Origin of the sequence: Pseudomonas sp. RL_15y_Pfl2_60, from assembly GCF_963970595.1 — a bacterium.
Taxonomy (GTDB): domain Bacteria; phylum Pseudomonadota; class Gammaproteobacteria; order Pseudomonadales; family Pseudomonadaceae; genus Aquipseudomonas.
This window is the reverse complement of sequence record NZ_CAXAOE010000002.1, coordinates 476,006-498,494: the sequence shown is the minus strand read 5'-3', so window position 1 is coordinate 498,494 and position 22,489 is coordinate 476,006. Positions and strand designations below refer to the sequence as shown.

19 protein-coding genes are annotated in these 22,489 nt (G+C 56.3%); 14 read left to right on the top strand and 5 right to left on the bottom strand.

The window, feature by feature from the left end:
* Positions 1-4 precede the first annotated feature (4 nt).
* On the bottom strand, positions 5-1,009 hold the full coding sequence (gene gap / locus AACY26_RS07410) for a type I glyceraldehyde-3-phosphate dehydrogenase (RefSeq protein ID WP_339512527.1): 1,005 nt from the start codon (positions 1,007-1,009) through the stop codon (positions 5-7).
* A gap of 133 nt (positions 1,010-1,142) precedes the next feature.
* On the opposite strand from gap, the gene edd reads away from it, so the two are divergent.
* The 9 genes from edd to AACY26_RS07365 all read left to right on the top strand — a co-directional run bounded on the left by edd (position 1,143) and on the right by AACY26_RS07365 (position 12,027).
* Entirely contained in the window at positions 1,143-2,969 is a 1,827-nt protein-coding gene (gene edd, locus AACY26_RS07405) for a phosphogluconate dehydratase (protein ID WP_339512525.1), read from the top strand.
* On the top strand, positions 2,966-3,925 hold the full coding sequence (locus tag AACY26_RS07400) for a glucokinase (RefSeq protein ID WP_339512523.1): 960 nt from the start codon (positions 2,966-2,968) through the stop codon (positions 3,923-3,925). The genes edd and AACY26_RS07400 overlap by 4 nt, the downstream gene beginning before the upstream one ends.
* Before the next feature lie 58 nt (positions 3,926-3,983).
* Positions 3,984-4,718: a response regulator transcription factor gene (locus tag AACY26_RS07395; RefSeq protein ID WP_339512521.1), complete on the top strand. Its 735-nt coding sequence runs from the start codon at positions 3,984-3,986 to the stop codon at positions 4,716-4,718.
* Positions 4,708-6,165 (top strand): ATP-binding protein, encoded by a 1,458-nt coding sequence (locus tag AACY26_RS07390; protein WP_339512519.1) that lies wholly within the window; start codon positions 4,708-4,710, stop codon positions 6,163-6,165. Before AACY26_RS07395 ends, AACY26_RS07390 begins: the two co-directional genes overlap by 11 nt.
* Positions 6,166-6,292: 127 nt before the next feature.
* The gene (locus AACY26_RS07385) at positions 6,293-7,546 is read left to right on the top strand and encodes an ABC transporter substrate-binding protein (RefSeq protein WP_339512517.1); all 1,254 of its coding nucleotides are present in this window, start codon (positions 6,293-6,295) and stop codon (positions 7,544-7,546) included.
* A gap of 131 nt (positions 7,547-7,677) precedes the next feature.
* Positions 7,678-8,586 (top strand): carbohydrate ABC transporter permease, encoded by a 909-nt coding sequence (locus AACY26_RS07380; RefSeq protein WP_339512515.1) that lies wholly within the window; start codon positions 7,678-7,680, stop codon positions 8,584-8,586.
* Positions 8,579-9,415 carry a carbohydrate ABC transporter permease gene (locus AACY26_RS07375; protein WP_339512513.1) on the top strand — a complete coding sequence of 279 codons (837 nt, stop codon included), beginning with the start codon at positions 8,579-8,581 and terminating at the stop codon, positions 9,413-9,415. Before AACY26_RS07380 ends, AACY26_RS07375 begins: the two co-directional genes overlap by 8 nt.
* Before the next feature lie 27 nt (positions 9,416-9,442).
* Complete coding sequence (locus tag AACY26_RS07370) at positions 9,443-10,606, top strand: ABC transporter ATP-binding protein (protein WP_339512512.1); 1,164 nt, start codon at positions 9,443-9,445, stop codon at positions 10,604-10,606.
* 197 nt (positions 10,607-10,803) lie between these two features.
* On the top strand, positions 10,804-12,027 hold the full coding sequence (locus AACY26_RS07365) for a maltoporin (protein ID WP_339512510.1): 1,224 nt from the start codon (positions 10,804-10,806) through the stop codon (positions 12,025-12,027).
* Positions 12,028-12,066: 39 nt separating this feature from the next.
* Here AACY26_RS07365 and AACY26_RS07360 read toward each other — a convergent pair whose 3' ends face one another.
* Positions 12,067-12,921 (bottom strand): MurR/RpiR family transcriptional regulator, encoded by an 855-nt coding sequence (locus AACY26_RS07360; RefSeq protein WP_339513114.1) that lies wholly within the window; start codon positions 12,919-12,921, stop codon positions 12,067-12,069.
* A gap of 187 nt (positions 12,922-13,108) precedes the next feature.
* On the opposite strand from AACY26_RS07360, the gene zwf reads away from it, so the two are divergent.
* From zwf to AACY26_RS07335, 5 genes are all read left to right on the top strand, one after another.
* On the top strand, positions 13,109-14,578 hold the full coding sequence (gene zwf / locus AACY26_RS07355) for a glucose-6-phosphate dehydrogenase (RefSeq protein ID WP_339512508.1): 1,470 nt from the start codon (positions 13,109-13,111) through the stop codon (positions 14,576-14,578).
* Positions 14,565-15,278: a 6-phosphogluconolactonase gene (pgl, locus tag AACY26_RS07350; protein ID WP_339512506.1), complete on the top strand. Its 714-nt coding sequence runs from the start codon at positions 14,565-14,567 to the stop codon at positions 15,276-15,278. The genes zwf and pgl overlap by 14 nt, the downstream gene beginning before the upstream one ends.
* A gap of 31 nt (positions 15,279-15,309) precedes the next feature.
* Positions 15,310-15,981: a bifunctional 4-hydroxy-2-oxoglutarate aldolase/2-dehydro-3-deoxy-phosphogluconate aldolase gene (locus tag AACY26_RS07345; RefSeq protein ID WP_339512504.1), complete on the top strand. Its 672-nt coding sequence runs from the start codon at positions 15,310-15,312 to the stop codon at positions 15,979-15,981.
* A 300-nt stretch (positions 15,982-16,281) separates the two neighbouring features.
* Positions 16,282-16,710 carry a YciI family protein gene (locus AACY26_RS07340; protein ID WP_339512502.1) on the top strand — a complete coding sequence of 143 codons (429 nt, stop codon included), beginning with the start codon at positions 16,282-16,284 and terminating at the stop codon, positions 16,708-16,710.
* An 18-nt stretch (positions 16,711-16,728) separates the two neighbouring features.
* Positions 16,729-17,145: a VOC family protein gene (locus AACY26_RS07335; protein ID WP_339512500.1), complete on the top strand. Its 417-nt coding sequence runs from the start codon at positions 16,729-16,731 to the stop codon at positions 17,143-17,145.
* A 57-nt stretch (positions 17,146-17,202) separates the two neighbouring features.
* Here the strand turns inward: AACY26_RS07335 and ggpS are convergent, their stop codons facing one another.
* The 3 genes from ggpS to AACY26_RS07320 form a co-directional block, all read right to left on the bottom strand.
* Positions 17,203-19,485, bottom strand: a complete 2,283-nt coding sequence (gene ggpS, locus AACY26_RS07330; protein WP_339512498.1) for a glucosylglycerol-phosphate synthase — start codon at positions 19,483-19,485, stop codon at positions 17,203-17,205.
* Between the two features lie 161 nt (positions 19,486-19,646).
* Positions 19,647-20,918 (bottom strand): MFS transporter, encoded by a 1,272-nt coding sequence (locus tag AACY26_RS07325; RefSeq protein ID WP_339512496.1) that lies wholly within the window; start codon positions 20,916-20,918, stop codon positions 19,647-19,649.
* 169 nt (positions 20,919-21,087) lie between these two features.
* Positions 21,088-22,419, bottom strand: a complete 1,332-nt coding sequence (locus AACY26_RS07320; protein WP_339512494.1) for a DUF2254 domain-containing protein — start codon at positions 22,417-22,419, stop codon at positions 21,088-21,090.
* Positions 22,420-22,489 lie beyond the last annotated feature (70 nt).

Sequence of the window (22,489 nt, the reverse complement as noted above, 5' to 3'; positions counted from 1 at the left end):
TCCGTTATTGAGGTGCATTACACAAGGCTATGCAGGTATCGAGCATACGATTGGAGAAGCCCCATTCGTTGTCGTACCAAGCCATCACCTTGAGCATTTTTCCACTAACCTTGGTGTGATTGGCATCGAAAATCGACGAAAGCGGATTGTGGTTGAAGTCGCACGAGACCAGTGGCAGGCTGTTGTAACCGAGCACACTTGAGCCCTCGCTGGCGTTTTTCATCAAGGCATTAACCGTTTCTGCACTGGTTTCGCGGCTGAGCGTGAGTGTCAAGTCGACCAGCGATACATTGATGACGGGAACCCGCACAGCCATGCCGGTTAGCTTGCCCGCCAACTCAGGCATTACCAGGCCTACGGCTTCGGCTGCACCGGTTTTGCTTGGAATCATCGATTGAGTGGCCGAGCGGGCGCGGTACGGGTCGCTGTGATAGACATCCGACAGGTTCTGGTCGTTGGTGTAGGCATGGATGGTGGTCATCAAGCCCTGCTCGATACCGAGTTCGCGGTGCAGCACGTGGGCAACGGGTGCCAGGCAATTGGTGGTGCAGGATGCATTGGAGATAATCTGATGAGATTGGCGCAAAATACCCTGGTTGACCCCATAGACGATGGTTGCATCAGCGCCTTTGGCGGGAGCGGAGATAATCACTTTGCGCGCGCCAGCGCTGAGGTGTGCGGCGGCTTTATCCCGTGCAGTGAATAGGCCCGTGCATTCAAAGACCACGTCAATTGCCAGTTTTTTCCATGGCAGTTCGCTAGGGTCGCGAATTGCGCTGACAGCGATACGGTCACCGTTTACAGTCAGGCTTTCCTGATCGAACTCAACATCGCCAGCAAAGATGCCATGCACGCTGTCGTATTTGAGCAAATGAGCATTGATAGCGCTATCACCAAGGTCGTTGATAGCTACGATTTGGATGTTCTGGCGGTAGGCTTGGGTGTAGAGCGCGCGAAGCACGTTACGGCCAATGCGGCCAAAGCCATTGATAGCGATACGCAGAGTCATAAATACAGTCCGTTGATTATTTTGTTGTTGGAATTACAAGATTATTCTCGTGAATGTAGAAATCAAGCCTTTTAAGTGGCAATATTTTGTTAAAGGTACAAATAAATTTGCCCGCTAGCCTGGAGTCGACCACATGCATCCCCGTGTCCAAGAGGTAACTGACCGCCTTATTGCCCGCAGCCGAGCCACTCGCGAACGTTATTTGGCGATGATTCGAGCTGCTGCAAGCGATGGTCCGCAGCGCGGCAAATTGCAATGCGCCAACTTTGCCCACGGCGTTGCCGGTTGCGGCAGCGATGACAAGCAGGCCCTGCGCTTGATGAATGCTGCCAACGTGGCAATCATTTCCGCATACAACGACATGCTCTCGGCGCACCAGCCTTACGAGCGTTATCCGGAACAAATCAAGCAGGCGCTGCGCGATGTCGGTTCGGTCGGCCAGTTTGCCGGTGGCGTGCCTGCCATGTGCGACGGCGTTACCCAAGGTGAGCCTGGCATGGAGCTGGGCATCGCCAGTCGCGAAGTCATTGCCATGTCGACCGCCGTGGCGCTGTCGCACAATATGTTCGATGCAACGCTGTGCCTGGGGATTTGCGACAAGATTGTGCCGGGCCTGCTGATGGGCACGCTGCGCTTTGGTCACCTGCCGACCCTGTTTGTCCCGGCAGGGCCTATGCCCTCTGGCTTGTCAAACAAGGAAAAGGCAGATGTGCGCCAGCGCTACGCCGAAGGCAAGGCCACTCGCGATGAGTTGCTTGAAGCCGAGATGAGCGCTTATCACAGCCCTGGCACCTGCACCTTTTATGGCACCGCCAACACCAACCAGTTGCTGATGGAAGTGATGGGCTTGCACTTGCCGGGCGCTTCCTTTGTGAATCCGAATACGCCCCTGCGCGATGCGCTGACCGTCGAGGCGGCTCGGCAAATCACCCGGCTGACCAAGCAAAGCGGGCAGTTTATGCCGCTGGCCGAGATTGTTGACGAGCGCTGCCTGGTTAACTCGATTGTGGCCTTGAGCGCGACCGGCGGCTCCACTAACCACACCCTGCACATGCCAGCGATTGCCCGCGCGGCCGGGATCATGTTGACCTGGCAGGACATGGCTGACCTGTCTGCCGTGGTGCCAACATTGGCCCATGTTTACCCCAACGGTAAATCCGACATCAATCACTTCCAGGCGGCGGGCGGTATGTCGTTCCTGATCCGTGAGTTGCTCGAAGCCGGGCTGCTGCATGAAAACGTCAACACCGTCGCAGGTCATGGCCTGAGCCGATATACCCAAGAGCCTTTCCTTGAGGATGGCAAACTGGTGTGGCGCGATGGCCCTAGCAAGAGTCATGACGAAACGGTATTGCGCCCAGTGGCCAACCCGTTCTCGGTCGAAGGCGGCTTGCGCGTGATGGAAGGTAACCTGGGACGTGGCGTGATGAAGGTGTCCGCTGTCGCCCTTGAGCACCAGGTCGTTGAAGCCCCGGCGCGGGTATTTGAGGATCAGCAAGAGCTGGCGGATGCCTTCAAGGCTGGCGAGCTTGAACATGACATGGTGGCGGTGATGCGCTTTCAGGGACCGCGCTCCAATGGCATGCCTGAATTGCATAAGATGACGCCGTTCCTGGGTGTATTGCAGGACCGTGGCTTTAAAGTCGCGTTGGTGACTGACGGACGCATGTCGGGCGCTTCGGGCAAAATCCCGGCGGCTATTCATGTGTGCCCTGAGGCCTTTGATGGTGGCCCGCTGGCGCGTGTGCGCGATGGCGACATTATCCGGGTTAATGGCCATACCGGCGAATTGCAAGTATTGGTCGACGATAAAGAGCTGGCCGCGCGTCAACTTGCAACGCCTTCGATTGCCAGTGGCGAGGGGTGTGGGCGCGAGTTGTTCACCTTCATGCGCCACTCATTCAGTACTGCAGAGCAGGGCGCAAGCGCATTCACCCAGAGCCTGGAGGCGCTTAAGTGAAGTTAGCGCTGGTCGGTGATATTGGCGGCACCAACGCACGTTTTGCGTTGTGGCGCGATGAGCAGCTGGAGTCGGTATCCGTGCTGGCCACGGCTGATTTTACGACGCCTGAAGCGGCGATCGAATACTACCTGGCCGAGCATGACGTGGCGCCTGGCTCGCTCGGCTCGGTGTGTCTGGCCTGCGCTGGGCCGGTGAGCGATGCGCAGTTCCGCTTTACCAATAATCATTGGCGGATCAATCGCGATGAGTTTTGCCAGCGTTTGCAGATCGACCAGTTATTGCTGATTAATGATTTTTCCGCCATGGCGTTGGGCATGACCCGCCTGGCTGATGGCGAATGTTTGCAGGTATGTCCAGGGCAGTCTGATGCCAGTCGGCCTTTTGTGGTGATCGGGGCAGGCACCGGTTTGGGCGTTGGTACATTGCTGGCGCAAGCCGACGGCGGATGGACCGCGCTTCCAGGCGAAGGCGGGCATGTCGACCTACCCATTGGTAGCGCGCGCGAGGCGCAGCTGTGGCAGGTGTTGTTCAAGCAATTGGGTCATGTGCGGGCAGAGGATGTGCTCAGCGGCAATGGTTTGCTGGTGCTCTATCGCGCCATGTGCGAGCTCGATAGCGTCACGCCGAAATGGCACAGTCCAGCTGAGATCACCACTGCAGCGCTGGCGGGCGAGGCCACGGCAAGCGCCGTGCTTGAGCAGTTCTGTTGCTGGCTTGGGCGCGCGGCTGGCAATAATGTGCTGAATTTGGGCGCGCGCGGCGGTGTCTATATCGTCGGTGGAATTGTGCCGAGATTTGCCGAGTTCTTTTGCAACAGTGGTTTTGCGCGCTGTTTCAGCGACAAAGGCTGCATGAGCGGTTATTTTGCCGGAATTCCGGTGTGGCTGGTCACGGCGCAGTATCCCGGGTTGATGGGCGCGGGTGTGGCGCTGCAGCAACAAAGCCAGGCCTGATTGCGCAAGCACGCCAGCCGCTGTAAGTGGTCATTGATAATAATAAAAGGGTCATGTCTTGAGTCAGGGCGGAAAGTCGATCTTATTGGTTGACGACGATCAGGAAATTCGCGAACTGCTGCAAACCTATTTGAGCCGTGCTGGTTTTCAGGTGTGCGCGGTCGGCGACGGCGCCGGCTTTCGTCAGCGGCTTGCAGCCGACTCGGCTGATCTGGTGATTCTTGATGTAATGCTGCCCGACGAGGACGGTTTCAGCCTTTGTCGTTGGGTGCGAGAGCATCAACGCTTTGCCCATATCCCGGTGATCATGTTGACCGCCAGCTCGGACGAAGCTGACCGGGTGATTGGCCTCGAACTGGGCGCCGATGATTACCTCGGCAAGCCCTTTAGTCCGCGTGAGCTGCTGGCGCGGATCAAAGCCTTGTTGCGCCGGGCTAACTTCAGTCAAGAGCGCGGTGCCGATGTACTGGCGTTTGATGACTGGCGGCTGGATATGGTCAGTCATCGCTTGTTCCATGCCGATGGGGAAGAGGTGATTCTTTCCGGGGCAGATTTTATCTTGCTCAAACTGTTCCTCGATAACCCGCAACAGATCCTTGATCGCGACACCATCGGCAATGCCACCCGTGGTCGTGAAGTCATGCCGCTTGAGCGCATCGTCGACATGGCAGTCAGTCGTTTGCGCCAGCGCCTGCGCGATGTGGAAAAACCTCCAAGGCTGATTCGCACGGTGCGTGGCAGCGGTTACCTGTTGGCAGCCAATGTCGAGCCACATCAGGGCCATGGATATTAAGCGCTTGTTCGACAGGCTGGTGCCACGCTCGCTGCTGGCCAGGATGCTGGTGCTGACGCTGTTGGTGGTCTTGATTGCACAGGCGTTGTCGAGCTTTATCTGGGTTTCGCAATTACGTGCCAGCCAGGTTGAGGGGCTGGTTGCCAGCTCGCGCAGCCTGGCGCAGTCAATGGCCGCCAGCGTCAGTTATTTTCGCTCATTGCCTTTGGGCTATCGGCCGATGGTGCTTGATCAACTGCGCAACATGGGCGGTACTCGCTTCTTCGTCTCACTGAATGACAAGCCGCTGAGCATGGATGTGTTGCCTGTCACGCCGCGCAAACGTGCGGTACTCGATGCCGTGGATGCAACCTTGCGTGAGCGTCTGGGGCACGATCTTGATGTGTCGGTACAGTTTGTCAGTCCCAATGACCTGCGTATTTTTAATAACGCGGTAAAGCTTGATGAGCTGCCGCGCTCCTGGGCCCACTACGCCTTGAGCTTGGAGCCGATGAATCCCCCGGTGCTGGTCACTCAGATCAGGATCGGTCCCCAGGAGTGGCTGTACCTGGCGTCACTGATGCCTGAGCCCTATGTCAGCCTTGAGCAGCCTGGGCTGCCTGCGCAACAGCTCTGGTTCATTATTCTGACCACTGTGTTCTTGCTGCTGCTCATCGGCTTGATGGTCCATTGGCAAAGCCGTCCGCTCAAGCACCTGGCGGTGGCTGCGCGTGAGATGTCCTTGGGTACCGAAGTCGAGCCGCTTAAGGAAGCGGGCGGCAGCGAAGTGGTGGAAGTGAGTCGCGCCTTCAATACCATGCGCGAGCGTATTGGTCGTTACCTGCGTGAGCGCAGCCAGTTATTCAGTGCGATTTCCCATGATTTACGCACGCCTATTACCCGTTTGCGCTTGCGCGTCGAGCTGCTTGATGACGAGGTTGTGCAGGATAAATTCCGCCGTGATCTTGATGAGCTTGAGCTACTGGTCAAGGGGGCTTTGCAGTGCGTTAAAGACACCGATATTCACGAGAATATCGAGCCGATAGATCTCGATTACCTGATCAACTGCGTGGTTGAGCCATACCTGGCTCCAGCTGGAAATGGCCTGGTAACGCTGCGGGGGCAGACATGCGCAAGTTATCCGGGTAAGCCTTTGGCGCTGAAGCGCTGTATCGGCAACCTGGTTGATAACGCGTTGAAATACGGAAGGCGTGCGCATTTATCTATCGAGGATGATCGCAGTGCGTTTGTCTTGCATGTGGACGATGAAGGCCCCGGCGTGCCCGAGCAACAATTGGAGCACGTATTTGAGCCGCATATGCGCCTGTCTGCACAGCAGCAGGGGTACGGCCTTGGCTTGGGCATCGCGCGCAACATTGCTCATAGCCATGGCGGTGAAGTGACCCTGAAAAACCTCCGCGAAGGTGGTTTGCGCGTGTCGTTGTATTTACCGCGTTACGCTGACTAGGTTTTGTAACCATCCTGTGACGTTTCTATATCCCTTCGTTACCCGTTTTCGCTGAAGCCTTGGTTAGTATCCAATGCAGCACAAGCGTCAGACTTGTCCGCGAATAACAACAAGAAAGGTACTGTTAATGAAAGTTATCTCTCGCCTGGCAACCGCTGTTTGTCTTGCCTCCCTGATTCCGTTTGCTGCCCACGCCGGTGAAGTTGAAGTGTTGCACTGGTGGACTTCGGGTGGTGAAAAGCGCGCTGCCGATACCCTCAAGCAAATGGTTGAAGCCAAAGGCCATACCTGGAAAGACTTTGCAGTCGCCGGTGGCGGTGGTGAAGCGGCCATGACCGTACTCAAGACCCGTGCTGTTTCGGGCAATCCACCGGCTGCCGCGCAGATCAAAGGCCCAGACATTCAAGAGTGGGGCGAGTTGGGCTTGCTGACTGATTTGAATGAGGTCGCCAAGCGCCAAAAGTGGGATGAACTGCTGCCAGCGCAAGTGGCTGACATCATGAAATACGATGGCGATTACGTCGCTGTTCCGGTCAATGTGCACCGGGTTAACTGGCTCTGGATCAACCCTGAAGTATTTGCCAAGGCCGGAGCGACGCCGCCAACCACCCTCGATGAATTCTTCACCGCTGCGGACAAGCTCAAGGCCGCAGGTTTTATCGCCATCGCCCACGGTGGCCAGCCATGGCAAGACGGCACTGTGTTCGAGGATTTGGCGTTCGCCATTCTCGGGCCAGCTGATTTTCGCAAAGCCTTTGTCGATCAAGACGAAGCGGTATTGACCGGCGACAAGATGGTTGAAGTCTTCGCCACCTTGAAAAAACTGCACGGCTACATCGACGCCAACGCCGCAGGTCGCGATTGGAACGCCGCTGCAGGGCTGGTCATCAACGGCAAGGCCGGTATGCAGATCATGGGTGACTGGGCCAAGAGCGAATGGACTGCTGCAGGCAAGATTGCCGGTAAGGACTACAGCTGCATCCCGTTCCCTGGCACCCAGGGCAGCTTCGCCTACAACATCGACTCATTGGCCATGTTCAAACTGGCCGATGCGGATAATCGCAAGGCCCAGCAAGACCTTGCCGAGATCGTCATGGGCAAGGAGTTCCAGGCCATCTTCAACAAGAACAAAGGTTCGATCCCGGTGCGTCAGGACATGGACATGAGCAGCTTTGACAGTTGTGCCCAAGCGTCAATGAAAGACTTTAAGGAGGCAGCCAGCAATGGTGGTCTACAGCCAAGTCTGGCCCATGGCATGGCGGCTTCAAGCTATGTGCAGGGCGCGGTATTTGACGTGGTGACCAACTTCTTCAATGACGCCGATGCTGATCCGAAGAAGGCTGCGCAGCAACTGGCTGCGGCAATCCAAGCGGTTCAGTAAATAACTCAGCTGCCGGTACGCCGGCAACTTCAGAGGTTCCTGTTTCTCATGTAAAGCGTTTTCCAGTGCCTTAACAGGCACTGCGGCAACGCTTTGCCCGGATTTTGTCTTAACCAGCTTGAGAGGCCTGTATGAGCTCAGTAGCAATTTTGAACAAAGCTTCACCGCTGGATGCACTGCAGCGCTGGCTGCCTAAGCTGGTGCTGGCACCGACCATGTTGATCGTGCTGGTGGGGTTTTACGGTTACATCCTTTGGACCTTTCTACTGTCCTTTACCAGCTCGCGCTTTATGCCCAGCTACAAGTGGGTGGGGCTGCAGCAATATGAGCGGTTGCTGGATAACGATCGCTGGTGGGTGGCAAGTAAGAACCTGATGCTGTTTGGTGGCTTGTTTATCAGCATCAGTCTGATCCTTGGTGTCTTGCTTGCGGTCTTGCTCGACCAGCGCATCCGCCGCGAAGGCTTTATCCGCACCATTTTCCTGTATCCGATGGCGATTTCGATGATTGTCACAGGCACGGCCTGGAAGTGGTTGCTCAACCCTGGGCTGGGGCTGGACAAGCTGCTGCGCGACTGGGGTTGGGAAGGGGTGCGTTTCGACTGGCTGGTGGACACCGATCGCGTGGTTTATTGCCTGGTGATTGCAGCTGTGTGGCAGGCCTCGGGATTTGTGATGGCGTTGTTTCTGGCTGGGCTGCGCGGGGTTGACCAATCAATCATTCGCGCTGCGCAGGTTGATGGCGCCAGCTTGCCGAATATCTATCTGCGCATTGTGCTGCCGAGCCTTGGCCCGGTGTTTTTCAGTGCGGTGATGATCCTCTCGCACATCGCGATCAAAAGCTTCGACCTGGTCGCATCGATGACCGCTGGCGGCCCCGGTTATTCGTCGGACTTACCGGCAATGTTCATGTATGCCCATACCTTCACCCGCGGCCAGATGGGCCTCGGCGCGGCCAGCGCGATTCTGATGCTGGGCGCAGTGTTGGCGATTCTGGTGCCGTATCTGTATTCCGAGTTGCGGGGCAAGCGCCATGATTAATCAAAACAAGCTCAGTTTCAGTCGCCTGGCGATCTACGCCACATTGCTCGCAGCCTGCGCGGTTTACCTGGTGCCGTTGATTGTCATGCTGCTGACCAGTTTCAAGACGCCTGAGGACATCCGCAGCGGCAACCTATTGTCCTGGCCGGATGTGATTACCGCGATTGGTTGGGTCAAGGCCTGGGATAGCCTTGGCGGCTTTTTCTGGAACTCGGTGAAGATCACGGTTCCAGCGGTGCTGATTTCCACATTGCTTGGCGCGCTCAACGGCTATGTGTTGGCGATGTGGCGCTTCAAGGGCTCGCAACTGTTCTTTGGCTTGTTGTTGTTTGGCTGCTTCCTGCCGTTTCAGGTGGTGCTGCTGCCAGCCTCATTCACCCTTGGCAAGCTGGGTTTGGCCAACACCACGACCGGTTTGGTGCTGGTGCACCTGGTCTATGGCATCGCCTTTACTACTTTGTTCTTCCGCAATTACTACGTCAGCGTGCCGGGTGCGTTGGTGCGCGCTGCGCGGCTGGATGGCGCCGGGTTCTTTACCATTTTCTTGCGCATCCTGCTGCCGATGTCAGTGCCGATCATCATGGTTTGCCTGATTTGGCAATTCACCCAGATCTGGAACGACTTCTTGTTCGGTGTGGTGTTCGCCAGCGGTGATACCCAGCCGATTACGGTGGCGCTCAACAACCTGGTCAACACCAGCACTGGCACCAAGGAATACAACGTCGACATGGCGGCCGCAATGATCGCCGGGCTACCGACGCTGGTGGTCTACATATTGGCGGGCAAGTACTTCTTGCGCGGGCTAACAGCCGGCGCGGTGAAAGGCTAACAGGTCGCTTTCGACCGGAGAGACAAGATGGCAACGCTTGAACTACGCAAAGTACACAAGAGCTACGGCAGCGGTCTGGCCGATACGCTGAAGAATATCGAATTGAAAATCGACTCGGGCGAGTTCCTGATCCTGGTCGGGCCCTCTGGTTGCGGTAAGTCCACGTTGATGAACTGCATTGCTGGGCTGGAAAGCATCAGTGGCGGCGAAATCCTGGTCGAAGGCGCTGATATAAGCGGCATGAGCCCGAAGGATCGCGACATCGCCATGGTGTTTCAGTCCTATGCGCTGTATCCAACCATGAGCGTTCGCGACAACATTGCCTTCGGCTTGAAGATGCGCAAGATGGCGCCTGAGGCGATTGATGACGAAGTCGCCCGTGTTGCCAAGCTGCTGCAAATCGAACACCTGCTCAAGCGCAAGCCAGGGCAACTGTCCGGCGGCCAGCAACAGCGCGTGGCGATGGGCCGTGCCTTGGCGCGACGTCCAAAAATCTACCTGTTCGATGAGCCCTTATCCAACCTGGATGCCAAGCTGCGCGTCGAGATGCGCACCGAAATCAAGCTGATGCATCAGCGTCTTAAAACCACCACGGTGTACGTCACTCACGACCAGATTGAGGCCATGACTTTGGGTGACAAGGTGGCGGTGATGAAGGAGGGCGTCATTCAGCAGTTCGGTACGCCCCAGCAGATTTATAACGATCCCGCCAACCTGTTTGTTGCCAGCTTTATTGGTTCACCGCCGATGAACTTCATTCCGGTGAAGCTGGAGGCCAGTGACAATCAGTTGGTTGCGCGATTGCGCAGCGGTGAAAACGGCGAGCCAAGCTGTGCATTGCCATTGGCGGCGATGCCTGAAGGTGTTGAGGCACGTGAAGTGATTCTGGGCGTCAGGCCAGAACAGATCCAGACTGCGGCTGGCGCGCCAGGGCTGGTGCCGATTGCTGCTGAGGTTGAGATTATCGAGCCGACCGGCCCGGACACACTGGTGTTTGTCACGCTCAATCAAACCAAGGTGTGTTGTCGCATGTCGCCTGATGACGCGCCCCGTGTCGGCCAGGTTATTGAGCTGCAACTCGATCCGGAAAAAATCATGTTGTTTGACGCCAAGAGTGGTGAGCGTCTTCGCCCTTTGTCAGCCGCAACGGCTCAGTCAGCCAGCAATGTCACGCGCTTGAGAAGCCTTTAGCCGTGGCGATTTAACCGCCTCTGGTCGTTGGCCAGGTTCTTAGCATTTTGATGATGTTCAACCGGGCTCTTGAGCCCGGTTGCTGGAGCTGTGCGTGCATAGGGATATCACCCATAGCAGTTTAAGTGGCGGCTGCCTTGTTTCGTCACCTGAGCTGAGCTTTTTCGGACTTAACAATAAAAATAATTGGAGTTGAAATGAGAGCAGCAACACGTATCAGCCTTGCGCTAGCGGTGAGTTATTTGGCTATACCAATGACGGCGGACGCGCTGGAGTTCAGTGGTTATGTGCGTAGCGGCGCGGGAAGCTCGGAAAACGGAGGAAGCCAGTCGTGCTTCCAGTTGCCGGGTGCGCAGTCCAAGTATCGTTTGGGTAACGAGTGTGAAACCTATTCAGAGCTGGACTTGCGCCAGGATTTGCTGAGTTTTGACGACGGCTCCACCGTCAGCGTTGAAGGCATGGCGCAGTTGTATAACGAATATGGTCACACGCCTAAATTCACCGGTGATTATGGCTTTGCCCGGATGAACCAGATGTATGCAGAGTGGAGCAATATGCCTGCGCTCAATGGTGGCTCGCTCTGGGCTGGTCGTCGCTTCTACAAGCGTAATGATATTCACATCTCTGACTTCTACTACTGGAACCAGAGCGCCACTGGGTTTGGCGTTGATGAAATGGTCATTGGCGATCTCAAGTACAGCTATGTGTTCTCGCGTAAAGACAGCTACTTTCAGGAGGACTACACCACTCGCCATGACTTCAACGTAGGCGGTTTCAAGACCAATCCGGGCGGTGAAGTGGAGGTCGGCTACAGCTACATCGACAACCCTGATCGCGGTGACAGCAGCAGTGGCTGGGCCATTACCGGGCAGCATGTGCAGAAGGTTTTTCTGGGCGGCACCAACAAGTTTGCCCTGCAATACGGCCAGGGACCGGGCACCGGGCTGGGTACCACCGGCGATGTGGGGCTTGATCGTGACAGCAAAAGTTATCGTTTGGTTGAGTTTTTTGACTGGCAGATAACCCCGCGATTGGGTGGTCAGGTCGAAGTGGTTTACCAGAAGGACATTCGCCCGGACAGCGATGATCAGGACTGGTTGTCAGTCGGTGGCCGCACCACTTATGCACTGACCGATCAATTCAAGCTGGTTGGTGAACTGGGCCGCGATCAGGTCGATGCTGCGGACGGCACGCGCAAGCTGACCAAGTTTACCGTTGCGCCAACCTGGTCGCCGGCGGGGCCGGGGTTTTGGGCGCGGCCGGAGTTTCGTCTGTATTACACCTATGCCAGTTGGAACGAAGCGGCCCAGCGTGCAGCAAGCCAGATGGCGGCGGGCTCGGCACTGTCTGATTCAGGCGTGTTTGATAACGCCCGGCATGGTTCGAATTTCGGCGTTCAGGTCGAGTATTGGTGGAAGTAAGCCGGGAGGCGGTTCAGGCTGTCTGAGCCGCCACTGCGCTTAATCTTCATCCGTTGGGTAGCGACTGGCGTTCAGGCTTTCTTTGATCTTGCGCAGATGCGGCTGGAAATCAACGCCACGGCGCAAGGTTACGCCGGTCGCGAGCACATCAAGGACAGTCAACTGGATGATACGTGAGGTCATCGGCATGTAGATGTCGGTGTCTTCGGGCAGGGGAATGTCCAGGCTCAGGGTGCTGGCCTTGGCCAGCGGTGAGTTGGCCGCAGTCAGGCCCAAAACCGAAGCGCCTTTTTCCCGGGCGATACGCGCCACTTCAACCAGCTCACGGGTGCGCCCGGTGTAGGAGATGATGACGAACAGGTCACCGGTATGCGCCACAGAGGCCAGCATGCGCTGCATCAGCACATCGGCGTGAGCGGTTACCGCGAGGTTGAAGCGGAAAAATTTATGCTGCGCATCCAACGCAACAGGTGCGGAGGCGCCAAGGCCAAAGAAATGGATCTGCCGGGCCTGGATCAGCAGGTCAACGGCGCGGCTGATCAGTTGTGGGTCGAGCGACTGGCACGCGCTGTCGAGCGAGGTAATGGCGCTGCCAAAAATTTTGCGGGTGTACGCCTCGGGGCCGTCGTCGGCTTCAACCGCCCGGCTGACATAGGCGGCGCCACTGGCCAGGCTCTGGGCGAGCTGCATTTTCAGCTCTGGATAACCGTTGACGCTGAATGAGCGACAAAAGCGGTTGACCGTTGGCTCACTGACTGATGCTGCCTGGGCGAGCGCGGCTATGCTCAAGCGTGTGGCTTGTTGCGGGTTATGCAAAATCACTTCGGCAACCTTGCGCTCTGCCTTGTTGAGGCTGTCGAGACGGGTCTGAATTTGCTCCAGTAAGTTTCGCACGCGATCCATTTTTGTTCCTTATGCACACAGGCTGCCGACGAAATTGCAGGCCTATCGTACTGATCGGCCCTGATTGTCACCACTTGTTATGTTAATTTCCGTTAAATGTTGTTTTTATTACGACATATTGCGGTGTAGTATGCCCAGCAGGGTGTTTCACGCTTAAGTTGATAGAAGAACATATATCATGCCAAGCATAACTGTTGAACCTTGTACCTTTGCTTTATTCGGTGCGCTGGGTGATCTGGCCTTGCGCAAGCTGTTTCCAGCACTTTTTCAGCTGGATCAGGCTGATTTGCTGCACGCCGATACGCAAATCCTGGCGCTGGCGCGCGACACCGGTGAGCCGCAGCAGTATATCGCTACGATTGAAAATGCCTTGCGCGGCTATATAGACGCAAAGAACCTTGATGAAGGCGTCATGCAGCGCTTTTTGGCGCGTTTACGCTATGTGCGCATGGATTTTTTGCAGGCCGATGATTACCAGCAACTGGCTGAGCAGGTGGCTGGCGATAAATGCCTGATTGCCTACTTTGCGACGCCTGCATCGGTGTATGGCAGCATTTGTGCAAATCTTGCGCGAGTGGATTTGGTCGACCGCACGCGGGTGGTTCTGGAAAAACCCATTGGCCATGACTTGGCTTCCTCGCGCGAAGTCAACAACGCGGTGGCGCAGTATTTCCCGGAAACGCGCATCTACCGTATCGACCATTACCTGGGCAAGGAAACCGTGCAGAACCTGATTGCACTGCGTTTCGCCAACAGCCTGTTCGAGACCCAGTGGAATCAGAATCATATTTCCCACGTTGAGATCACCGTGGCCGAGAAAGTCGGCATTGAAGGTCGCTGGGGCTACTTCGATCAAGCTGGCCAACTGCGTGACATGATCCAGAATCACCTGTTGCAGCTGCTTTGCCTGATCGCCATGGACCCGCCAAGCGATTTGTCTGCCGACAGCATTCGTGATGAGAAGGTCAAGGTGCTCAAGGCCCTCGAGCCGATTACCGCCGAACAGCTTAGCCAGCGTGTCGTGCGCGGTCAGTATGTGGCCGGCAATAGCGCTGGCAAGGCCGTGCCTGGCTACCTTGAAGAAGAAAACTCCAACACCGAGAGCAATACTGAAACCTTCGTTGCGTTGCGCGCCGATATCCGTAACTGGCGCTGGTCGGGTGTGCCGTTTTACCTGCGCACCGGTAAGCGCATGGCGGAAAAAATGTCACAGATCGTGATTCATTTTAAAGAGCCGCCGCATTACATCTTCGCTGCTGAACAGCGCCCGCTGATCAGTAATCGCCTGATTATCCGGCTGCAACCTGATGAGGGCATTTCCCTGCAGGTCATGACCAAGGATCAGGGCCTCGATAAGGGCATGCAATTGCGCAGTGGGCCTTTGCAGCTGAGCTTTTCGGACACCTATCAAAGTGCGCGGATCCCCGACGCTTATGAGCGTTTGTTGCTTGAGGTGATGCGCGGCAATCAGAACCTGTTCGTGCGTAAAGATGAAATCGAACACGCATGGCTCTGGTGCGACCAGTTGATTGATGGCTGGAAACGTCTTGGCGACAAGCCCAAACCCTATGCGGCAGGCTCTTGGGGGCCAATGGCTTCAATCGCCCTAATTACTCGTGATGGAAAGGCTTGGTATGGCGATCTCTGACCTGCAGTTACCGGCTGGCGTTGTAACGCATAGCCTTAGCAACTCCACGCAACTGGCCAATAAGCTGGCCGCCGATGTTGCCGATGCCTTAGGTTCAGCCATTGCTGAAAAGGGCCGGGCGACATTAGTGGTGTCGGGCGGCCGCAGTCCGGTTGCCTTCTTTGAAGCCTTGGCCCGGCAGCCGTTGCAGTGGTCCAGCGTGGTGGTCAGTTTGGCGGATGAACGCTGGGTGCCGACTACGCACGCAGATAGCAACGAAGGCTTGGTGCGACGCCATCTGTTGCAAGGGCCTGCAGCTGCCGCGCAAATGTTTGGCCTGTATTCCAGCGCCGCCTCGCTTGAGGCGGCGGCGGTTGCAGCCGACCAGGCACTAGAGGACCTACCGCCGATAGATGTGTTGGTGCTGGGCATGGGTGATGACGGCCATACCGCATCACTGTTTCCTAACAGCCCGAATCTGCTTGAGGCACTGGCGCCTGACGCCGAGCGACGTTGCCTGCCAATGCTTGCGCCGAGCGTTCCGCATCAACGCTTGACCATGACCTTGGCGCTGCTTGCTACGGCAAAGCGGACACTGCTGGCGATCCAAGGCCAGAGCAAGCTGTCGACGCTGGCGCAAGCGCTTGAACCTGATGAGCGGGCGCTGATGCCCGTGCGTGCCTTTTTACAACCACCTCTTGAAATTTACTGGTGCGCTTAGCCCGGTAGCCAGTTTTTAAGGACTTTGAATAATGACAATTCACGAAACTCATCAGCAGCGCATGGTGACCAAGATTGCGCAGATCGATGCGATCTGCGCGCAAGCGAAGATAATGCCGGTCATCACCATCTCCCGCGAGGAAGATATCTTGCCGATGGCTGATGCATTGGCCGCCGGTGGGCTTAGGGTGCTTGAAGTGACGTTGCGCTCAGAGCATGGCCTGACTGCCATTCGCCGCCTGCGTGAAGCGCGTCCGGATTTGGTGGTGGGCGCTGGTACGGTGCTTGATGTCGACATGCTTGCCGCCGCAGAAGCGGCTGGCGCGCAATTTATTGTGACTCCTGGTTGCACCCCTGAGCTGCTTGAGGCAAGCCTTGCCAGTGATATTCCACTGTTGCCAGGCATCGCCAGTGCCTCGGAAATCATGATGGGCTATGCCCTGGGCTATCGTCGTTTCAAGCTGTTCCCGGCTGAAGTCAGTGGCGGCACCGCGGCACTCAAGGCGCTTGGCGGGCCGTTTCCGGCCGTGCGTTTCTGTCCAACTGGTGGCGTCAGCCTGGCGAATGTCAAAAGCTACATGGCCCAGCCAAATGTGATGTGTGTGGGCGGCACCTGGATGCTCGACAGCGCCTGGATCAAGGCGGGTGACTGGGCGCGCGTGGAGCAGGCCAGCGCTGAGGCCCTGGCGCTATTGGCGCAGTAAATTACAGTTAGTGGGGCGGCTGGCAATCAGCCGACCTGCTGTTTTGTCAGACTCACCGTCAGTCGCATCGGCTGGCAACTGCTTGTGCTCTCTTCTAGGGTCAATCGACCCGTTCCCACGTATTGCTGAATAAACCTGCGCTGCTGCTCGCACGGCGCCAAATCTTTCTGTCGATCGCCAGCATAGTCAGCCTAAAGCGCCGATTCATACCTGCCTGAAATTAATTTTCAGGGCCTGTCGATTTGCCGTGCGCCGGTTCGACTACTGCACAGTGAACCCGAAAGTAATAAGGAGTTTGTTATGCGTTGCATGGTGATAGTCAAAGCCAGTCCCGAGTCGGAAGCAGGCGAGATGCCCTCTGAAGCGTTGCTTGAGCAGATGGGCAACTTCAATGAAGAGTTGGTCAAGGCGGGCATCATGCTCGCAGGCGAAGGTTTGCATCCGAGCAGTAAAGGCGTGCGTGTGCAGTTCTCTGGTGAGCGGCGCACAGTGGTTGATGGCCCGTTTATGGAAACCAAAGAGCTGATTGCTGGCTTCTGGATCTTCAATGTTACCTCCATGCAGGAGGCGATTGATTGGGTCAAGCGTTGCCCGAATCCGATGGTTAGTGACTCTGAAATCGAAATTCGCCAGATATTCGAGGCCGAAGATTTTGGCGAAGAATTTACCCCGGAACTGCAAGAGCAAGAGCGTCGTCTGCGTGAGCAGATCGAGCAAAAAACCAAGTGAATTGATTGGGAGTGAACGATGAAAATTAATAGCTACCTGACATTTGATGGCAACTGCGAAGAAGCTTTCAACTTTTATGCCGACTGTCTGGACGGTAAGGTTGAAGGGCTCATGCGCTTTTCTGATATGCCTGCTGAGGCGGGGGAGGTTCCGCCCGAACTCGCCGAGCGCATTTTGCATGCGCGCCTGGTTGTGGGTGACCAGGTGCTGATGGCGTCAGACTCATGTCCAATGAGCCCTTATGAAGGTATCCGAGGCAACTCGGTTGCAATCAATCTGGACTGCATCGAAAAGGGTGAGCGGATCTTCAATGCCCTGGCCCAAGGCGGGACTATTGAGATGCCATTTGAGCAGACGTTCTGGGCGACCCGCTTTGGCTCGGTCAAGGATCGCTTTGGTGTGCCTTGGCTGATCAACTGCGAAGTCACCGAGTAAAGCAAATGCCCGCTACAACCATAGAGTTGTAGCGGGCATGTTCAGGCTTCAGGCAAATTAAGAGGCCAGGCCAATCGAGCTGACATTATCAGGCTTATCCACCTCAAGCGGCGCCTCGGCAACGGCGCTAAGGAACTCATCGCCCCAGCGGCGAATGTCGTTGTAGCTGACAATATCGAACAACTCCCGCAAGCGCGCTTGTGCCTCGACTTTTGGCAAGTTGAGTGCCCAATAGCAGGTGCTGGTCAGGTCGGCCGGGTCATGGGGGTTGGTCAGCAATGCGCCCTTGAGTTCGGCTGCAGCGCCGGCAAATTCGGAGAGCACCAATACGCCGCTACCACCGAGTAAACCCTGGGCTGCGACAAACTCCTTGGCCACCAGGTTAAGGCCGTCGCGCAGCGGGGTGATCCACATTACATCGGCCATCGCATACCAGGCGCTGACTTCTTCAAATGGCAAACTGCGAAAGAAGAATTGCAGCGGTGTCCAGCCAATGCGGGCGAAGCGACCGTTGATGCGGCCAACGGCTTGTTCGATCTGCGATTGTAGCTCGTCGTAGATAGTCATCTCTTTTGCGGCAGGGACACAAACGGTGACCAGCGTAACCTTGCCGAGCAGTTCTGGATTTTCCTCAAGCAGGCGTTCGTAGGCGTTGAGTTTTTCCAGAATTCCCTTGGTGTAATCGAGGCGTTCGACCGAGAGGATCAGCTTGATACCGGTGAGCTCTTCACGCAGGCGCGCCATCATTTCGCGAATTTTCGGGTTGTCCAGCGCGCTGCGTACCCGGTCGATGTCCAATCCTACCGGATGCGCGCCGAGCTTGACCGTGCGGCTGCCGGTGTCGACGGCGGTGGTCATGCGCTCAAGGCCAACCGCACAACCGTAGGTGATAAAGCGCGGTGCGCAGTTCTGGCGGCTGACCGTCTGCAATGGCGTCACACCGCGCGCAACATCGACGAAGTTCTCAACCTGGCGTGGGATATGGAAGCCAATGTAATCACACTGCAGCAGGCTGCCGATGATCTGGCGGCGCCAAGGCAGCACATTGAAAACGTCAGCCGATGGGAAGTAGGTGTGGTGGAAAAAGGCAATCTTCAGGTCTGGGCGCAGCTCACGCAGGTAGCCTGGCACCATCCACAAATTGTAGTCGTGCAGCCACACAGTTGCGCCTTCAGCCGCTTCAAGGGCGGTGCGCTCGGCAAAGGCGCGGTTGACCTTGAGGAACACTTGCCAGTCATCTTCACGGAAGGTCGCACGTTCCCAAAAGGTATGCAGCGTTGGCCAGAAGGCTTCCTTGGAGAAACGCTTGTAGAAGATATCGACTTCTTCCTTGGTCAATGCGACTCGCGCAGCCTTGAGCTTTGGATAGCGTTCTGCATCGACTGTGGTATGGGTTTCAAAGGGTTCTTCTTCATCGCCTTCATGGATGGCCCAGGCGACCCAGGAGCCGGGGCGACCGTCACCAAAGAAGCTCAACAGGGTGGGAATAATTCCGTTGGGAGAGGTCGGCCGACGGCGTTGCAGCTTGCCGTCGGCGCCGCGATATTCTTCATAGGGCAGGCGGTGATACACCATGACCATTTCGGATTTGCCCGGTTGCGCGGCTTGGCGCTTTTCAGCGGCGATACCGTGTTCACCAAGGAAGCCAAAATGGGCAAATGCTTCGAGAATCCCGCCGCAACCGCTGCGTTGCGCATGCAATGTGCGCGAGTGGTGCAAGGTGGCGTCGAGTAAGGACTGCTCGGACTTGCCTACGCAGACACCATGGAACTTGGTGTCGAGCATGCCGAGGTCATTGAGTGTGTCGCCAGCGGCCAGCACCTGGTCGTCATCCAGCTCCAGCCATGCAGCCAGTGCTTCGAGGCTACTGCCTTTGTTCACGCCCTTGGGCAAAAAGTCCAGATAACGCGCGGCGGAGTAGAGCAGGTCGCATCCGAGCGAGTCGGCAACGGCTTGCAATTCTGGCGCTGCGGCTTGCTCCGGGGTGCAAAAGTAGGAACAGCGGCGCACTTGCGGTACATCCTGACGCTCCAGGTTGAAGCCTTCAATGGCACTGGCCACCTGGCTCTCACCGGGCCAGAGTGCATCGACGGCATTTTGCAGGGGTTGAATGGGTTGCAAGCTGTCGCCATGGACCAGGGTCGCGCCAACATCGGCAATGATGTAGTCGGGATGCGGCAGCGTTGGGTCTGCCAGTAATGGCAATACCGCTTCCAGGCTGCGACCGGTCACGTAGGCCAGCTTGATTTCTGGGTGTGCGGCAATGGTTTGGTAAAGGCTTAAACGATCCTCTGGATCGCCAGCAAGAAAAGTACCGTCAAGATCGGTTGCAAGTAGCATGCGCTGTCTCCCTGTCCATATAGTGGGTGCAGTTGACGCGCCGACATCAGCCGACGAGCTTGAGTCTGTTGTTGGGGCAACAGACTCTGCGTTTCGGGCAGTTGCACCCAATGCGTGGGTGACCGCCTTTGTTGTTATGTAGCAGCAGAACTGGCCTGCTGCTACGGTGATTCGGGTTCGGGACCTGCGTTGTTGGTCCCTGAGTCTAGATCTGCGTGTGGTGTGTCAGGCATGAGCTCCAATACGGTATGACTGGTGCGCAGCATGGGTACGAAGTGTGCCTGATCACCGCTGACCAAATCAGTGACATGGCGCAGGCGGTAAAGCGTGTAGGCGGCCAATAAGCCCAGTACGACTGCGAAATACAATGGCAGGGCGTGCGCACCCAGGTGCTGCATCAAAACACCAGCAAGGAGCGGGCCACACACCGAGCCGATACCGTTGACCATCAACAGGCTGCTTGAGCCTGCAAGGATTTCGTCGCTGTGCAGCTGGTCAATCAGCTGTGCAACTGCAATGGGGTAGATGGCAAACGCCAAGCCGCCCCAGATAAACATCAAGCCCAACAGCAGTGGGCCTGCAGGTATAAAACTCATCAGTAGGGCGACTGCCACAGCCAGCGCCACGACCCAGAACATGATCAGGCGGCGGTCGTGTTTATCCGAATAACGGCCAATGGGCAGTTGCAATAATGCGCCGCCAAGGATGGCACTGCTCATCAACAGGCCGACGCCCTTGGCGTCGAAGCCGCTGAGGTTGGCGTACACCGGCGCCATGCCCCAGAAGGCTCCAAGGGCCAAGCCTGACAAACCTGCGGCGGCGATTGATAAGGGCGCGATTCTGGCAATCTGGCGAACATCGGTGTGCAGCGTTTCTGGAACCGTGGGTTGAATCTGCCGGGTCAGGGTAATCGGCATCAGGGCTGCGCTGATCAGAATCGCGGCCAGGGCGAACAACAGAAACTCGGTCGGCTCGGCGAGGTTCAGCAATTGTTGCGCTGCCGCCAATGCACCTAAATTGACCGCCATGTAGATCGCAAACACAGTGCCGCGCTTGTCATTGGGCACCTGCGCGTTTAGCCAGCTTTCGATAACCATGTACAGGCTGACAAGCGCCAGGCCGTAGATGACCCGCAAGCCCAGCCAGACCCAAGGGTCGACAATCAGTACGTGGAGCAGGGCGGTGATGGCCGCCAGCGCCGCACAAAACGCGAACGCACGGATATGTCCAATGCGCCGTACCAGCGGAATCGCTAGCCAGGTGCCGAGGAGAAAGCCGACAAAGTACCCGGACATAATCAGTCCGAGCATCCCGGTGGAATAGCCTTGGGCTACGCCGCGCAGGGTCAGAAGAGTGTTGAGCAGGCCATTGCCGAGCAGGAGTAACGCGACCCCGCTCAGCAGTGAGCTGATAGGGGCAATAAGGGACCACATGGCGCTCTACCCTAGGGAACTAGTCCTAAGATAGCAAGCACAAAGCGCGCCACTAACTTTAGATTTGTTTTGTTAAGTCTTTGATTTTTATAGATTAATCTTGTTAAAAAAATATTGTTTAATTTTTTATGATGAAAATTTGCACCGTTACAGTGCAACTTATCTCAGGTTAAACAGTTTTTATCCGCGACAGAGCCGGCAGGCTCTCCTTGGCGGCGCTGTTGATTCGCTCGATAAAATCATTGATTTCTTCACGGTCTCGTGGAGTCGTCAAATGTTCATCTGCGCTTTCTATAACGCTACGGGCGTGGCGTATAAGCTGCACTTTGTGCTCGGCTTTGGGGTTTTGATGGAGCAAGTTCTTGAAGGCCTGGAGCAGACTTACCAATACGCTTGGGTCTGCGGCGCCATAGGTGCGAATGGGACCGAGAACCTGTTGCAGCAATTGATCGAGCGGTAATTCATTGATAAACAGGCGCGGCGGCTCGTCGTCCAGCTCGCTAAAGTCAAAGGCAGGCAGGTTCAAGCGCTGGCTGAAGAGCACGCTGAGCATGTCGATGGACTTGATTGCGGTGCCCGGATCATTAATCCCGGGGCTGAGTGCCTTTACTGCGATTTCAGATATCTGTTTGCAGCCGAACAAATAATGGGCGCTTGGGTATTCCTCGATAAAAAAGTCGAAGCAGTCGAGTAATTGATTAATCAGTGCCTCATCGACCTTGCGGTCGAGCTTGAACAGCGGGTGGCCTTCCATGACGAAGAAACCACGGTGCACCTGAATAGTCATTTTCAGGTCATGTTTGCAAAGCAATTCATTGACCATCGCAGCGTTGATTTCCTTGAAGTAGCCGCTGCGTCCAGAGCGAATCTGTTGCCATTTCTGATCATTGGGCCACTTTGGCGCAGGGCTCTGTGCCGCCATCTTGCAGATGCGCGACTCCAGTTTTTTACGCGTCACCTGATAAAGATTGCTGAGGATATGCTCTACCTGGATCGACTGCGAAATCGAACGAATGAAGTAAACGAACAACCCCAGGCAGGCAATTCCCAGTGCCAGGGTAATCAAGACGCCAAGGCTGGGCACTTTATCGCTGCCATTTTGTTCAATGGTGGTAATCAGCAGCAGTGCATAGATAATGGTGCCGAGGTAAAACCCAAGGGTTTTCTGATGGCTCTTGCTGCTTACCAGCCCCGGAAGGACGCGGGGGGAAAGGATCGAGGCGGCATTGTTGAGGACCACCATTACCATTGAGAAACTGAACACCATCAGCGACACCAAGCCGCCAACCAAGGTGCCAAGAATCAGCCGGGCGTTATCGGCATTGCGTACCAGGCCGATGTCAAATTTAGCCTTGAGCGCCATTAGCCAGGGCTGGTATTCGATCGAGATGTTCAGCAAACAGGCCAGGACAAAACCCAAGGCAATCAGCGTGGGGTAGAAGGCCAGGCTATGGATGGTTCGCTGGTAGACGCGAAAGAGAATGTTCGATGGACTGATCACTGGCGTTCCTTATCGGGCAGTCACCGAACTATAGCTAAGTAGCCTCGGGCCACAAAACAATATATGCGGC